At 71.8% G+C, this 15,130-nt stretch carries 13 protein-coding genes; 4 read left to right on the top strand and 9 right to left on the bottom strand.

The features are described from left to right. Nucleotides 1-232: 232 nt before the first annotated feature. Genes ACZ3YO_RS36320 through ACZ3YO_RS36310 form a run of 3 tightly spaced genes read left to right on the top strand, consistent with a single transcriptional unit; the run spans nucleotide 233 to nucleotide 2,461 of the window. A complete protein-coding gene (locus tag ACZ3YO_RS36320) occupies nucleotides 233-1,027 on the top strand; it encodes a hypothetical protein (protein WP_465578062.1) in 795 nt (264 codons plus the stop codon). Continuing rightward, on the top strand, nucleotides 1,024-1,764 hold the full coding sequence (locus ACZ3YO_RS36315) for a DUF4166 domain-containing protein (RefSeq protein ID WP_465578060.1): 741 nt from the start codon (nucleotides 1,024-1,026) through the stop codon (nucleotides 1,762-1,764). Before ACZ3YO_RS36320 ends, ACZ3YO_RS36315 begins: the two co-directional genes overlap by 4 nt. A 52-nt stretch (nucleotides 1,765-1,816) precedes the next feature. Next, nucleotides 1,817-2,461 (top strand): TetR/AcrR family transcriptional regulator, encoded by a 645-nt coding sequence (locus ACZ3YO_RS36310; RefSeq protein ID WP_465578058.1) that lies wholly within the window; start codon nucleotides 1,817-1,819, stop codon nucleotides 2,459-2,461. Nucleotides 2,462-2,533: 72 nt separating this feature from the next. Here ACZ3YO_RS36310 and ACZ3YO_RS36305 read toward each other — a convergent pair whose 3' ends face one another. The 9 genes from ACZ3YO_RS36305 to ACZ3YO_RS36265 form a co-directional block, all read right to left on the bottom strand. Further along, complete coding sequence (locus ACZ3YO_RS36305; RefSeq protein ID WP_465578056.1) at nucleotides 2,534-4,057, bottom strand: CoA-acylating methylmalonate-semialdehyde dehydrogenase; 1,524 nt, start codon at nucleotides 4,055-4,057, stop codon at nucleotides 2,534-2,536. 209 nt (nucleotides 4,058-4,266) lie between these two features. Next, complete coding sequence (locus ACZ3YO_RS36300) at nucleotides 4,267-5,037, bottom strand: hypothetical protein (RefSeq protein WP_465578054.1); 771 nt, start codon at nucleotides 5,035-5,037, stop codon at nucleotides 4,267-4,269. 87 nt (nucleotides 5,038-5,124) lie between these two features. After that, nucleotides 5,125-5,556: a bifunctional DNA primase/polymerase gene (locus ACZ3YO_RS36295; protein ID WP_465578052.1), complete on the bottom strand. Its 432-nt coding sequence runs from the start codon at nucleotides 5,554-5,556 to the stop codon at nucleotides 5,125-5,127. Nucleotides 5,557-5,708: 152 nt separating this feature from the next. Beyond that, nucleotides 5,709-7,103: an NAD(P)/FAD-dependent oxidoreductase gene (locus tag ACZ3YO_RS36290; protein ID WP_465578050.1), complete on the bottom strand. Its 1,395-nt coding sequence runs from the start codon at nucleotides 7,101-7,103 to the stop codon at nucleotides 5,709-5,711. Between the two features lie 81 nt (nucleotides 7,104-7,184). After that, entirely contained in the window at nucleotides 7,185-7,988 is an 804-nt protein-coding gene (locus tag ACZ3YO_RS36285; RefSeq protein ID WP_465578048.1) for an ABC transporter permease, read from the bottom strand. Then, nucleotides 7,988-8,932, bottom strand: coding sequence for an ABC transporter permease (locus ACZ3YO_RS36280; protein ID WP_396325967.1), 945 nt, complete (start codon nucleotides 8,930-8,932; stop codon nucleotides 7,988-7,990). The genes ACZ3YO_RS36285 and ACZ3YO_RS36280 overlap by 1 nt, the downstream gene beginning before the upstream one ends. Next, nucleotides 8,929-10,071, bottom strand: coding sequence for an ABC transporter ATP-binding protein (locus ACZ3YO_RS36275; RefSeq protein ID WP_465552062.1), 1,143 nt, complete (start codon nucleotides 10,069-10,071; stop codon nucleotides 8,929-8,931). The genes ACZ3YO_RS36280 and ACZ3YO_RS36275 overlap by 4 nt, the downstream gene beginning before the upstream one ends. 41 nt (nucleotides 10,072-10,112) lie before the next feature. Continuing rightward, nucleotides 10,113-11,366 (bottom strand): ABC transporter substrate-binding protein, encoded by a 1,254-nt coding sequence (locus ACZ3YO_RS36270; RefSeq protein ID WP_465578045.1) that lies wholly within the window; start codon nucleotides 11,364-11,366, stop codon nucleotides 10,113-10,115. 55 nt (nucleotides 11,367-11,421) lie between these two features. After that, complete coding sequence (locus ACZ3YO_RS36265) at nucleotides 11,422-12,933, bottom strand: gamma-aminobutyraldehyde dehydrogenase (protein WP_465552066.1); 1,512 nt, start codon at nucleotides 12,931-12,933, stop codon at nucleotides 11,422-11,424. Between the two features lie 444 nt (nucleotides 12,934-13,377). On the opposite strand from ACZ3YO_RS36265, the gene ACZ3YO_RS36260 reads away from it, so the two are divergent. After that, on the top strand, nucleotides 13,378-15,030 hold the full coding sequence (locus ACZ3YO_RS36260) for a PucR family transcriptional regulator (RefSeq protein WP_396325963.1): 1,653 nt from the start codon (nucleotides 13,378-13,380) through the stop codon (nucleotides 15,028-15,030). The last annotated feature ends 100 nt before the right edge of the window (nucleotides 15,031-15,130 follow it).

Genomic DNA, 15,130 nt, shown 5'->3' with positions numbered 1-15,130 from the left:
GACCCAGCCCGAACCGGGAAGTGTGTTTCTAGGGATTGGCCGCCCCGGGACCGTCCGCGCCGATGCGTGTCCGGTGCTCCCTGCCGAGCGACTAGGGAACACTACGCCGATCGACAGGGCAACGCAAACGCCGGCCGGCCTCGACCCCCTCTTGAGCGGTCGCTCAAATCTCTGTCATCATGACGCCCATCGAAGTTGAGCAGTCGCTCAAACTCTCACTCGGGGGGCAGTCATGCCTGCTACCAGGCGGCCGACCAGTCCGATCTACGTCGAGACCCGGATCCGTGCACCGATGGACGTGCTCTGGGATCTCACCCAGACACTGCACGAGCACGAGAGGTGGGACGCACGCTTCACGCGGATCCGGTACGGAGCCTCGGGCCATGGGGAGGAGGGCGGAGGGGCGGAACGCCCGGCCGCGATCCGCTTCCGCTACTGGCTCGGACCACCGGGCGGCCCGGCGCTCACGGGCACCGGGATCACCACGGCCGAGCGGTGCCGGCCCGACGGCTCACGGATCAGCGCACTGCGGTTCGTCGCCGACAACGGGCTCTCCCCTCTTCAGGAGGGCTCCGGCTACTGGCGCTACGTCCCTGCTGCGTCACCGTCCGGCGGAACCGTCCGGTTCGTCACGGGCTACGACTACCGGAGTTGGGGATGGCCCGGTGGTGCCCTGGTGGACCGCTGGTTCGTGCGGCCCGTCGTCGGATGGCTCACCGCGTGGTCGTTCGACCGGCTGCGGCTCTGGGCCGAGCGCGGGATCCCGCCCGAACGCGCGCGCCTGCATGCCGTGGCCGAGACCGGAGCGCGGCTGGGCGCCACCGTCGCTGCCGCGCTCCTGACGGCCGCCGCGGCCGGTCCGGTCGTGGGAACGGCCTGCGGCGGGGTCGTCCTCCTTCTCTCCGCTCTCCTGCCGCCCTCCCCCGTCACCCCCGCCGCCCGGCGCTGTGCCAGACGCCCGGACCGGAACAGCCCTGCCCTCAGCACCCGCCGGCCCCGCCTGCTCAACGCCCTGGAGACGCCGTGACCACCGCCGCAGCCTCAGCACGCACCACCGCCACCACCACCTCCACGACTGGGAGCGCAGGCCCGTCGATCTTCCGGCAGGCGCTGGGGGCCGACTTCGACCGGCTTCACCCCGAGCTGCAACGCCGGTTCGGCTTCTCCTCCCAGGACGGCGTCGCCTGCATCGGCTCCGGCCGGATGGAGCGCATCCGGCAGGGGGCACGGTGGCTGGCCCCACTGCTCCGGCTCGGGAGCCGGCAGAACATCCTGTTCCCGGAGCACGGCCGCGACGTGCCGTTCACCATCGCCAACTACGCCTACCGGGACGGCTTCGGCAGGGAGACCGTCACCTTCGTCCGGACGTTCCAGTTCACCCGGCCCCGCCGTTTCGACGCGACGATGGTGGCCGCACCGCAGCCGGGGACGGTCGTCGACTTCCTGGGGACGCACCAACACCTCGCCGTGGACCTGCATGTCCGGGTCACCAAGCGCGGCGGGCTGGTGATCTCCTCGGGTGAGCAGCGGGTCTCCGCGCTCCCGGGTTCGCCGCGCTGGCCTGGCGTGCTGACGGGCCGGGCGGATCTGCACGAGTGGTTCGACGAGGAGGCCGGCCGGTTCCGCATTCAGGTCCGGGTCGTCAACCCGCTGGTCGGCCTGGTGATGGGGTACCAGGGGTGGTTCACCGCGGAATATCCGCTCATCGGTCCGGAGGGAATTCCGAACCATGTCCGGCCGGTCCGGGAATCCGTCCGCACGTGAGTGGTCGGAACCGCCGTCCGGGTGGCCGGGCGCGGCAGCTACGCTGCCGCACATGAGCGACACACGCGACCGGCTGATGGAAGCTGCCATCAGCGCGCTCAAACGGCAGGGAATCTCGGGAGTCTCGGCTCGCACCATCGCCGCCGAGATCGGCGTCAACCAGGCCTTGGTGTTCTACCACTTCAAGACGGTGGAGGGTCTGCTGGCCGCGGCCGCCCTGCGCGAGACCGGGCTGCGGCTGGACCGGTACCGGCCGCACTTCGAGGCGGCGGGCTCGCTGCGTGAGCTGCTGAGCATCGGGCAGAACCTCGACGAGGAGGAGCGAGCGGCGGGAAACGTCGCCCTGCTCGGGCAGTTCCTGGCCGGCGCTACGGGCCATCCGCAGCTCACGGAGGCGACGGCCGACGCGCTGCGGATGTGGACGGACGAGCTCCAGCGCGTTCTGGAGCGGTTGTACGCGGGACATCCCCTCGCCGAGTTCCTCGATCTACCGGGGCTGGCCCGCGCGGTGGCGGCGGCCTTCGTCGGGCTGGAGCTGTACGAAGGGGTGGATCCGCAGGGGGCGGCCGGGGCGTTCGCGGCGCTGGACCGGCTGGGCGTGCTGGTCGAGGTGGTGGACAGCCTCGGTCCGGTGGTGTCGCTGGCGGTGCGCGCCAAGGTGCGCCGCGAGGTCGGCCGGAACGGCGAGCCGCGGTAGCCGCGGCAACGGCGAACGGCCGCCGGCCGGACCCCGGGGAGGGGTCCGGCCGGCGGCCGCAGCCAAGCGGGCTCAGCTGTTGGTCGGGAAGCCGAGGTTGATGCCGCCGTGCGAGGGGTCGAGCCAGCGCTGGGTGACGGCCTTGCCGCGGGTGAAGAACTGCACGCCGTCCGGGCCGTACGCGTGGGTGTCGCCGAACAGGGAGGCCTTCCAGCCGCCGAAGGAGTAGTAGGCGACCGGGACGGGGATCGGAACGTTGATGCCGACCATGCCGACCTCGACCTCGTACTGGAAGCGCCGGGCCGCGCCGCCGTCGTTGGTGAAGATGGCGGTGCCGTTGCCGTACGGGTTGGCGTTGATGAGGGCGACGCCCTCCTCGTAGGAGGCGACGCGCACGACGGACAGCACCGGACCGAAGATCTCGTCGTTGTAGACGGACATGCCGGGCTTCACGTGGTCGAACAGCGTGGGGCCGAGCCAGAAGCCGTCCGCCGTCGGGGCGCCGTTGCGGTCCTCGGCGGTGATCGGGTGCTTGCGGCCGTCGACCGCGAGCTCCGCGCCGTCGGCGACGCCGGACTCCACGTAGGAGGTGACCTTGTCCCGGTGCTGGCCGGTGACCAGCGGGCCCATCTCGGACTCGCCGTTGCAGCCGGGGCCGACCTTCAGGCCGGCCATCCGCTGCTTGATCTTCTCGACCAGCTCGTCGCCGATCGGGTCGACCGCGACCAGGACCGAGATGGCCATGCAGCGCTCGCCGGCCGCTCCGAAGCCGGCGTTGATGGCGGCGTCGGCGCTAAGGTCGAGGTCGGCGTCGGGCAGGACGAGCATGTGGTTCTTGGCGCCGCCGAGCGCCTGGACACGCTTGCCGTAGCGGGTGCCGGTCTCGTAGACGTACCGGGCGATCGGGGTGGAGCCGACGAAGCTGACCGACTTGATGTCGGGGTGCTCCAGCAGACGGTCGACGGCGACCTTGTCACCGTGCACGACGTTGAAGACGCCGTCCGGCAGGCCGGCCTCCTTCCACAGCTCGGCGAGGAAGTTGGCCGCCGACGGGTCCTTCTCGGAGGGCTTCACCACGACGGTGTTGCCGGCCGCGATGGCGATCGGGAAGAACCACATCGGCACCATGGCCGGGAAGTTGAACGGCGAGATGATCGCGACCGGCCCGAGCGGCTGTCGGATCGAGTAGACGTCGATGCCGGTGGAGGCCTGCTCGGTGAAGCCGCCCTTGAGGAGCTGCGGGATGCCGCAGGCGTACTCGACGACCTCCAGGCCGCGGGCGATCTCGCCGAGCGCGTCGGAGTGCACCTTGCCGTGCTCGGAGACGATGATCGCGGCCAGCTCGTCGCGGCGGGCGTTGAGCAGCTCGCGGAAGCTGAAGAGGACGGTGCTGCGCTTGGCCACCGAGGCGTTGCGCCACTCGGCGAAGGCCGACGCGGCGGCGGCCACCGCCTGGTCGACCTCGGCGATCTCGGCGAAGTCGACGTGGCCCGCGACCTGGCCGGTGGCCGGGTCGAAGATGTCACCGCGGCGGGGAGCGGTGCCGGCGGTGGCGACCGGCGCGCCGCCGATCCAGTGGATGATGTGCTTGCTCAAGTCCGTCTGCCTCCGAAGTCCCGGGCGGCGTCCTGCCGTCGGTCCCTTGTCTGGCGCCGCCCGCGAGTGGGCCGGGCGACGGGATCACGGGGCTACCGCGCTCACCACCCAGTCTGGTGGGCGTCGTGCCCGGCCTCAACGAACAGGCTGACGGGCATCGGGGATTCAGCCTTACAGGTCGTAGGCCGGCTGGGCCGAACGGGCGAAGCTCAGCGCTCCTCCGCCTCCTCGACGTCCTCCAGGTACGGGTCGTGCAGCCCGTCCGGGGCCTCCAGCGTCTCCAGCAGGTCCAGCCGGAGGTCCTGTGCCCAGGCGAGCGCCCACCGCTTCAGCCCGTCGACGGCGCTGCCGGCGACGCCCCTGGCGCGGAAGCGCCCGTCGGCGGCGTCGGCCAGTGTCTCCAGCCGGTCGGCGAGGACGGTGGGCTGGAAGTCCGTGTCCAGCGCGCTGGCCAGCGCGAGCAGTTCGCCCTCCCGGTACCAGGCGGTCAGCGCGTGCACGTCGACCAGGTCGCGCGGCAGACCACGGTCGGCGAGCAGTGCGGTGGTCAGCGCGGCCGCGTCCTCCAGGGCGACGGCGGTCATCGGCAAGGGCGCCTCCGGTGCGCCGAGGTCCAGGCGGACCGGGCGGTGGCTCAGCGGCTCCTTGCGCAGCTCCACCGTGTGCGTCCGCCCGCCGAGCGTCAGCCGGACGGAGAGCTGTTCCAGGCGCGGCGTGCCGGGGCGTTCGGCGACCCCTCCACCGGCCGCGCGGTAGGCGGCGGCCAGCTCGGCGGCGGCCTGCGGCAGGTCGGTGCCGCCGCTGGTCACCAGGGTGAGCCCGTCCTGGGCGCCGGCCGGCACTCCGTGCGCGCGCAGGGCGTGACCGCCGGCGAGGGCGAGTCCGAGCCGGTCGCAGACGGGCCGGGCCAGCTCGGCGAGCCGCAGCTGCGCCGGGCCGGGGCGGAGGGACGCGTCGACGGCGTCGGGGACGGTGGTCACACGTCCAGTCTGACGCGACCGCCCGCCCGGCGCGCCCACGCGCCGGGCGTCCTCGTCCCCGGGAGCTGCCGGCCCGGGGCTGGGCGCTCACCCGTCGGTGAGCCTGGCGGCGGCCTCGTGCAGGGCGAGTTCCAGCACGACCGGGTCGTTGAGCCGCCCTGACCCGTCGGGCGGGACGAGCCAGCGCACGCCCCGGCTGCGCCGCGCGGGGTGCGGGACGACGATCCAGGTGCCGTCTCCCGCGGTGCGCACGCCGGTGCCGATCCAGCGGGCGGCGGTGCCGACGGGGACGAGGAAGCCGACGCTCTCGCCGCCGAAGTCGGTGAGGGCCGGACCGCAGGAGCGGCCGTCCAGGATGTCGAGGACGGGACGGCCGAGCCGGCCCGGCACCGAGAGGACGTCCCAGCGCCGGCCGGCGGGCAGCAGCATCAGGCCCAGTCCGGTGCGTTCCCACTGTTCCCGGAAGGCCTCCGGGTCGGGTGCCGCCTCGGCGAGCCAGTGCAGTCCGGTGCTCTCCATGGTCCTGTCCCCGTCTCTCAGCCCGCTACCGGCCGTAGCTGCTCATCGTGGCGCGACGGGAAACCGAGACCCGCCGTCACCGACAAGAGGCGGACGGCGGGTCTCTCTTACACAGGTGCCGGATCACGTGATCCGAACGGCTCAGCCACGGCTCAGCTGTCGAAGCCCAGCCCCATCCGGTCGAGGGTGCGCAGCCAGAGGTTGCGCCGGCCGCCGTGGTGGTCGGCGTACTCGAGCGAGCGGGTGGTGATCTCGATCCCGGCCCAGCGGACCGGCTCGGGCGGGAACGGCAGCGGCTTGCTGCGCACCATCTCCAGTGAGGTGCGCTCCGTCCTGGCGCCCTCCAGCAGGTCGAGCATCACCTCGGCGCCGAACCGGGTGGCGCCGACGCCGAGCCCGGTGTAGCCGGTCGCGTAGGCGACCCGGCCCCGGTAGGCGGTGTCGAAGAACGCCGAGAACCGGCTGCAGGTGTCGATCGCGCCGCCCCAGGCATGGGTGAAGCGCAGCCCCTCCAGCTGGGGGAAGCAGCGGAAGAAGTTGTGAGCCAGGGTCCGGAAGGTCTCCGGCCGCTGGTCGTACTCGTGCCGGACGCGCCCGCCGTAGTGGTAGACCGCGTCGTAGCCGCCCCACAGGATCCGGTTGTCCGCGGAGAGCCGGAAGTAGTGGAACTTGTTGGCGCTGTCGCCGAGCCCCTGCCGGCCGCGCCAGCCGATCGCGGCGAGCTGCTCGGCGTTGAGCGGCTCGGTCATCAGCGCGTAGTCGTACACCGGTACGACGTACGGGCGGACCCGCTTGACCAGGGACGGGAACACGTTGGTGCCGAGCGCGACGCGGCGGGCGAAGACCCGCCCGTACGGGGTGCGGACGGCCATGCCGCTGCCGTACTCGCGCAGGTCGAGGGCCCGGGTGTGCTCGAAGATCCGCACGCCCTGGCCCAGGCAGGCGTCCTTGAGGCCCCAGGCGAGCTTGGCGGGGTGGACCATCGCCACGCCCTCCTTGTCCCAGATCCCCCCGAGGAAGGTCGGCGAGTCGACCTCGGCGCGCAGCGCGTCGGCGTCGAGGACGGTGACGTCGAGGCCGTACTCGGTGACGGCCTCGGCGATCTCGTGCAGTTCCTCGACCTGGTGGGGCTGGGTGGCGACGTCGATCTCGCCGGTGCGCTCCCACTCGGCGTCGATGCCGTACCGCTTGAGGGTGGCCTCGATGCCGTCCAGGTTGGCCGCGCCGAGGCGTTCCAGCTGGGCGAGTTCGCCGGGCCAGCGCTGGAGGCCGTTGCCGAAGCCGTGGGTCAGGCTGGCTGCGCAGAATCCGCCGTTGCGTCCGGACGCCGCCCATCCCACCTCGTTGCCCTCGACCAGGACGACGTCGAGCGAGGGGTCGCGTTCCTTGGCGATGAGCGCGGTCCACAGGCCGGAGTAGCCGCCGCCGACGACCAGCAGGTCGCACTTGACGTCGCCGACCAGGGCGGACAGCGCCTCCGGCCGGCCCGGGTCCTCCAGCCAGAACGGGGTGGGCCTGGCGTCACTGAGTGCGCGGGCGGAGTCCATGCATTATCAGCCACTTTCTGCACATCGATGGTGGTGGTGGGGCCGCCTCCCGACGGTATGCCCGGGAGGCGGCCCGGGCGGTCAGGCCGTGGCCTTGCGGCGGTTGCCGAGCCACTGGCCGGCCACGGTGAGCCCGACGGCGGCGATGAACATCGCGGTGCCGATGACGTTCACCTGCACCGGGATGCCCCGCTGCGAGGCTCCCCAGACGAACATCGGGAAGGTGACCGTGGTCGGGCCCGAGTTGAACTGGGTGATGATGAAGTCGTCGAAGGAGAGCGCGAAGCTGAGCAGCGCGCCGGCGGCGATGCCGGGGGCGGCGAGCGGCAGGGTGACCCTCAGGAAGGTCTGGACGGGGGTGGCGTAGAGGTCCTGGGCGGCCTGTTCGAGCCTCGGGTCCATGCTCATCACGCGCGCCTTGACCGCCGTCACCACGAAGCTGAGGCAGAACATGATGTGCGCGATGAGGATGGTGGTGAAGCCGAACGGGATGCGCATGTTGAGGAAGAGGGTGCCGAGCGAGGCGGCCATCACCACCTCGGGCATGGCCATCGGCAGGAAGATCATCGCGGTGGTGGCGGAGCGGCCGCGGAAGCGGTAGCGGGCCAGCGCGAAGGCGACCATGGTGCCGAGGACGGTGGCGCCGATGGTGGCGAGCACCGCGACCTGGAGGCTCAGCGAGAGCGACTGGCACATGTCGGCGACGCCGCAGGGGTCGGTCCAGGCGTCGGTGGAGAACTCGGACCACTCGTAGTTGAACTTGCCGGCCGGCTTGTTGAACGAGAAGGCGAGGACCACCAGGTTGGGCAGCACCAGGTAGGCCAGGGCCAGCAGGCCGGCCAGCACCACCAGGTGGGCGCGGATCCATGTGAACACTCGGGACATCAGACCAGTTCCTCCGTCCCGGCCTTGCGCATGTAGACCGTCACCATGCCCAGGATCAGGGCCATCAGGATGAAGCTCAGCGCGGCCGCCGTGGGGTAGTCGAGCACGTTCAGGAACTGCTTCTGGATGCCGTTGCCGACCATCTGCTCGCTCGGCGAGCCCAGCAGCTGGGCGTTGATGTAGTCGCCGGACGCCGGGATGAAGGTGAGCAGCGTGCCCGCCACCACGCCGGGCAGCGAGATCGGGAACGTCACCTTGCGGAAGGTCGTGAACGGGCGGGCGTAGAGGTCGCCGGCCGCCTCGTGCAGGCGCGGGTCGATCCGCTCCAGCGAGGTGTACAGCGGCAGGATCATGAACGGCAGGAAGTTGTAGGTGAGGCCGCAGACCACGGCGAGCGGTGTGGCCAGCACCCGGTCGCCGGAGGTGAGGCCGATCGCGCTGGTGACGTCCAGGACGTGCAGCGTGTTGAGCACGCCGACCACCGGGCCGCCGTCCGAGAGGATCGTCTTCCAGGCCAGCGTCCGGATCAGGAAGCTGGTGAAGAACGGCGCGATCACCAGGATCAGGATGACGTTGCGCCAGCGCTTGCTCGCCTTGAAGGCGATCGTGTACGCGAGCGGGTAGCCGATGGCCAGGCACATCACCGTCGCGGTGGCGGCATAGCCGAACGAGCGGACGAAGTGCCAGCGGTACTCGACCAGGGCGTCCCAGTAGGTGGCGAAGTGCCAGGTGACGCGGAACCCGTCCTCCAGCGAGCCGGTCTGCAGGGAGGTGGAGCCCTGGTAGACCATCGGCACCGCGAAGAAGACGACCAGCCAGGCGATGCCGGGCAGCAGCAGCCAGTACGGGGTGAGCCGGCGCTTCTGCTTCGGGGCGGCTCCGGGGAGCGGGCCGCCGTCGGGCGGTATCGCCTGCGGCGGTGCCGCCGGGGTGGTGGTGGTCATGCCGCCTCCTCCCCGGTGCCCGCGTCGATCGCCTGCGCGGCGTCCAGGGCGAAGGAGTGCGCCGGGTTCCAGTGCAGGACGACCGGTGCGCCGGGGACGATCCGGGCGTCGCGCTCCATGTTCTGCTCGAAGACGGTGACCTCCTGGCCGCCGTCGGTGCGCACCAGGTACTGGGTGGAGACGCCGATGAAGCTGGAGTCGACCACGGTGCCGGCCAGCCGGTTGCGGCCCTCGGCGACCTCGGCGGAGGTGTGCTCGATGGTGATCTTCTCCGGCCGCACGCCGAGGTGGACCTTCTTCGCCTCGGTGGCGCAGCGGGCCTTCGGGACGGCGAGCCGGATGCCGCCGGCGGTGAGCAGCAGGTCGTCGCCCTCGCTGCCGGTGACCTCGGCGGGCAGCAGGTTGGACTGGCCGAGGAAGTTGGCCACGAAGGTGGTGGCGGGGTTCTCGTAGAGGTCGGCGGGCGCGCCGAGCTGTTCGACCCGGCCGCCGTTCATCACCGCGATGGTGTCGGCCATGGTCATGGCCTCCTCCTGGTCGTGGGTGACGTGGACGAAGGTGATGCCGACCTCGGTCTGGATCCGCTTGAGCTCCAGCTGCATCTGGCGGCGGAGCTTGAGGTCGAGGGCGCCGAGCGGCTCGTCCAGGAGCAGGACCTGCGGGTGGTTGATCAGCGCGCGGGCGACGGCGACGCGCTGCTGCTGGCCGCCGGAGAGCTGGTGCGGCTTGCGCCGGGCGTACTGGCCGAGTTCGACCAGTTCCAGCATCTCGTCGACCTGCTTCTTGACGTCCTTGCGGCCGCGCCGGCGCAGCCCGAAGGCGACGTTCTCGAAGATGTCGAGGTGCGGGAAGAGCGCGTAGCTCTGGAAGACGGTGTTCACCGGCCGCTTGTACGGGGGGAGGGCGGTGACGTCCTGGCCGCCGATCAGGACGGTGCCGCTGGTGGGCTCCTCCAGTCCGGCGATCATCCGCAGGGTGGTGGTCTTGCCGCAGCCGGAGGCGCCGAGCAGGGCGAAGAAGGAGCCCTGCGGGACGGTCAGGTCGAGCGGGTGGACGGCGGTGAAGGAGCCGTAGGTCTTGCCGATGCCGGTGAGGCGGACGTCGCCGCCGGTGGCCGCCGAGCGCTGCTGCTCTGTCATGGGTGGTGGTGTCTCTCTGGTTTCTCTGCCGTCAGTGGGGGTCAGGCGCCGATGAGCTTGGAGAACTTCTCCTCGAAGCCGCTCTCCTCGGTCTCGGTGAGGGTCCGGAAGACGTGCGCCTTGGCCGCCATCTCGGGGGTGGGGACGACCAGCGGGTTGGCCGCGATGTCCGGGGCGAGGGCGGCCAGTTCCTCCTGCATCCCGGTGACGGCGGAGACGTAGCCGATGCCCGCGACCAGCTGCGCCGCGATCTTGGGCTGATAGTAGAAGTCGATCAGCTTCTCGGCGTTGGCCTTGTGCTGTGCCTTGGCCGGGACGAGCATGTTGTCCGTCGCGGTGACGAAGCCCTTCTCCGGGATCACGAACTCGATGTCCGGGTTGTCGGCCCGCAACTGGATCAGGTCGCCGCCCCAGGCGACGCAGGCCGCGATGTCGCCGGAGGAGAGTTCCTGGCCGTAGTCGTTGCCGGTGAAGCGGCGGATCTGCTTGTTGTCCACGGCCTTCTGCAGCCGGGCGATCGCCGCGTCGTAGTCGTCGGCGGTGAACTTCGCCGGGTCCTTGCCCATGTCCAGCAGGGTCATCCCGACGGTGTCGCGCATCTCGGAGAGGAAGGTGACCCGGCCCTTGAGGTCCGGGTCCTCCAGCAGCTGCGCGATGCTGGTGACCTCCTTCCCCTTGGTGGCCTTCCTGTTGTAGGCGACCACCGTCTGGATGCCGGCCCACGGGTAGCTGAAGAGCCGGCCCGGGTCCCAGTCGGGAGCGCGGAAGCGGGACTCGATGGTGGTGATGGCGGTGGTGACGTTGGCCGGGTCGAGCTTCTGCGCCCAGCCCAGCCGGATCAGCCGGGCGGCCATCCAGTCGGTGAGCACCATCAGGTCCCGGCCGGTGTCCTGGCCGGCCGCGAGCTGCGGCTTGACCTTGCCGAAGAACTCGACGTTGTCGTTGACGTCCTCGGTGTACCTGACCTTGATCCCGGTCGCGGCGGTGAAGGCCTCCAGCGTGCCGTGCTTCTCCTTGTCCACCTCGTCGGTGTCGACGTAGAGCGGCCAGTTGGAGAAGTTCACCTCCTTCTCGCTGTCCGAGAGGTCCTTGGCGGCGTTCGCGGTGGAGTCACCGGTTGCGGCGGTCCTCGCGGGCGGGATGCCGCAGGCCGCCAGGCTGCCCGCGCCGGCGGTGAGGGCGGCGGCGCGCAGCACGGTCCGCCGGCTGAGGGCGGCCCGGCCGCTGGTCAGACTGCGTTCCCAGGCCTTGCGGACCGGTTCCGACAGACCGTCGGTGAGCTCGTTGAACGCCATGGAACGGGCCTCCTGGGGAGAGGTCGGGGCGGTGGGGGGCGCCCCTGACTGAGGGTTATCTGTCTCCGAAGACGGTGCGGTGCCAGTCCTTGCGGGCGACCGCGGTGGTGTCGAACATGACGTGCTTGACCTGGGTGTACTCGTCCAGCGAGTACTGCGACATGTCCTTGCCGTAGCCGGAGGACTTGTAGCCGCCGTGCGGCATCTCGCTGATGATCGGGATGTGGTCGTTGACCCAGACGCAGCCGGCCGCGATCTCCCGGGTGGCCCGCAGCGAGCGGTGGATGTTGCTGGTCCAGGCCGAGGCGGCCAGGCCGTACGGGGTGTCGTTGGCCAGTCGCAGGCCCTCGTCGTCGCCGTCGAAGGGCAGCACGACCAGCACCGGGCCGAAGATCTCGCCCTGGACGATCTCGCTGTCCTGGGCGGCGCCGGTGACCAGGGTGGGCGCGTAGTAGGCGCCGCGGGTGAGGTCGGTGCCGTCGTGGCCCTTCGCGGGGGCGTGGCCGCCGGTCACCACGGTCGCGTACGAGCGGGCGCGCTCGACGAAGCCGGCCACCCGGTCGCGGTGGGTGAAGGAGACCAGCGGGCCCAGGTCGGTCCGCGGGTTCAGCGGGTCGCCGAGCCGGATCGCGCCGTACAGCTCGGCGACACCGGCCACGAAGGCCTCGTAGAGCGGGCGCTGCACATAGGCCCGGGTCGCGGCGGTGCAGTCCTGGCCGCCGTTGATCAGGGAGGCGGCGACCGCGCCGTGCACGGCGGCGTCCAGGTCCGCGTCGTCGAAGACCACGAACGGAGCCTTGCCGCCGAGCTCCAGGTGGGTGCGCTTGACGCTCGCGGTGGCGAGTTCGGCGACCCGCCGGCCGACCGGCGTGGAGCCGGTGAAGGAGACCATCGCGACGTCCGGGTGGGAGACCAGGTGCTCGCCCGCGGTGCGCCCCGCGCCGGTGACGACGTTGACCACGCCGTCCGGGATGCCGGCCGCCGTGCAGGCCCGGGCGAACATCAGCGAGGTCAGCGGGGTCAGCTCGGCCGGCTTGAGGACGATGGTGTTGCCCGCCGCGATGGCCGGGAGGATCTTCCAGGCGGCCATCTGCAGCGGGTAGTTCCACGGCGAGATCGAACCGACCACGCCGATCGGCTCGCGCCGCACGTACGAGGTGTGGTCGCCGGAGTACTCGCCGGCCGCCTTGCCCTCCAGGCTGCGGGCGGCCCCGGCGAAGAAGGCGGTGTTGTCGATGGTGCCGGGGACGTCGAACTCGGTGGCGAGCTTGACCGGCTTGCCGGTCTGCGCGGTCTCCACCGCGGCGAGGTCGGCGGCGGCGTCGGTGAGGACGGCGGCCAGCCGGGTCAGCGCCTCGGAGCGGGCGCCCGGGGTGGCGCCGGCCCACTCGGGCAGCGCGGCCCGGGCGGCGGCCACGGCGGCGTCGACCTGCTCGGTGGAGGCCAGGGCGACCTGCTCGACGACGCTGCCGTCGGCCGGGTTGACGACCTGGAAGGGCTCGCCGCTCCCCCGGCTCTGCCGGCCCGCGATGTACTGCGCGCCTGCCCCGAAGTCGGTCAGGTCCATCTGGTTCCTCCAAGTGCCCGGTGGTTCGGCGGCCTGCGCGTCGACTGCCCGCACGGCCTGCCGATCGGCTGATCCCCGTCATGCTGCCCGTGCCGGCGGGCACGGGGCCCGTACCGGCGTCGTACGACTGGTCGAGTCGCCGCGCCCCGGGTACGGGGGAAATCCGGTCCGGTTGATCACCGAGGAGCGCGATCCTGACAGCACTGCGTTACCTCGACAAGGGATTCCGCTGTTGCTTTCTGGTTACGCGACGGATTCCGGCGGTGATGTCGTGTTTCGCCACAGCCGACCCGCTGACCATGCCCGGTGCCGCCCGCGCGTGACAAGGGTCACTGCGACAAGCGCGGCGCAAAGGGCCTTACAGGGTGGAAGGGTTCGGGCAGGGCAACAGATCGTCGCCGCGAGGGATGATTTACCTGACACTCTGAACCCTGGAGGCCCGCGATGCTCCCCACCGTCGCCCGTGTGCTCGACCTGGAGGTGATGCGGCGCGGCCTCCCCCAGGTCGTCGCCGGCGCCGGCCATCTTGAGCGCCCGGTCCGCTGGGTCCACGTCAGCGAACTGCCCGACGTCGCCGGCGTGCTCCAGGGCGGCGAACTGGTGCTGACCACCGGCATCGCCCTGCCCGAGCACCGCGAGGGCCTGGCGCAGTACGTGCGCGAGCTGGACGAGGTCGGGGTTGCCGGACTGGTCATCGAGTTCGGAAGACGGTACTTCGACTCACTGCCGCGCGCCCTGGTGCACGCCGCCGAGCAGCGCGGCCTGCCGCTGATCGCGCTCCGCCGCGAGCTGCGCTTCGTCGCCGTCACCGAGGCCGTGCACGCCCTGGTGGTCAACGCCCAGCTGGAGCAGCTGCGCATCTCCGAGGCGGTCCACCAGGTCTTCAACGAGCTGGTGGTGGAGGGCGCCGAACCGGCCGAGGTGGTCCGCCAGGTGGCCCGGATGGCCGGCGGGCCCGTCGTCCTGGAGAACCTCGCCCACCAGGTGCTCGCGCACGACACCGCCGGCCGGCCCGAGACCGAGCTGCTGGAGGACTGGGAGCGCCGCTCGCGCGGGGTCCGCCCGGCCGGGCGGACCGGCCACGACCCGCGCAGCGGCTGGCTGGTGACCACCGTCGGAGCGCGCGGCCAGGACTGGGGCCGGCTCGTCCTGGTGCAGGACCCGGGGCCGCTGCCGGAGGGCGGCACCCATCCCCACACCATGCTGCTGGAGCGCGGGGCCTCCGCGCTGGCGCTCAACCGGCTGGTGGTCCGCGACCGGGAGAGCCTGGAGCGGCAGACCCACCGCACTCTGCTCTCCGGCATCCTGACCCATGCGCTGACCGTCTCCGAGGTGGCCCTGCGCGCCCAGGCGCTCGGCGTGCCGCTGGACGGCCGGCGGCTGGTCGGCGTGGTGCTGCGCCAGCGCCGCGGGCCGATCCCGGCCGCGCTGGAGGCGCAGGCCCGGCTGCGCGACTTCACCGAGCTGGCGGCGAGCGCCGTCCGCGTCTGCCGGCTTTCCGCCCTGGTCGGCGCGCTGGACGACGAGGGCGTGGGCGTACTGATCGCGCTCGGCACCCAGCAGGACGAGCACGCCGCGCTGGACGCCTTCGCCGCGGCGCTGCGCCGGCTGAACGCGGAGGCCCACCGGGACGCCGCGCCCGCCCCGGCCCCGGTGGTCGCCGTCGGCTCCTCGGTCGGCTCCGTCCGCGACGCCCGCCGCACCCTGCTGGAGGCCACCCAGGTCGCCGACGCCGCCCTGCACGACGCACCCGGCGGCCGGGCCGCCGCCTACTACCGGCTGCCCGACGTCCGGCTGCGCGGCCTGCTGCACCTGCTGCGCGACGACGCCCGGCTGCAGACCTACGTGGAGCGGGAGCTGGGCCCGCTGCTCGCCTACGACGCCGAGCACAACGCCCAGTTGGTGCAGATGCTGCGGATCTACCTGGAGCAGGGCCGGAACAAGTCCGCGGCGGCCGACGCCGCGCACCTGTCCCGGCCGTCCTTCTACGACCGGCTGCACAAGGTCGAGCGGATCCTCGGCGTCGACCTCGACCAGGTGGAGTCCTGCCTCTCCCTGCACGTCGCGCTGCTCGCCCTGGACGCGGTACGCAGGTGAGGGCCGGACCCGGTGACGCGTCGCGGGGGCCGGACCCAGACGGGGCGTCGCCGGGGGCCGGACGCCGGTGAGGCGTCGGCGAGGGTCAGACCCCGGTGAC

The sequence above is a fragment of the Kitasatospora sp. NPDC022785 genome (genome assembly GCF_055561295.1).
This window is presented reverse-complemented; position numbering and strand designations above follow the sequence as displayed.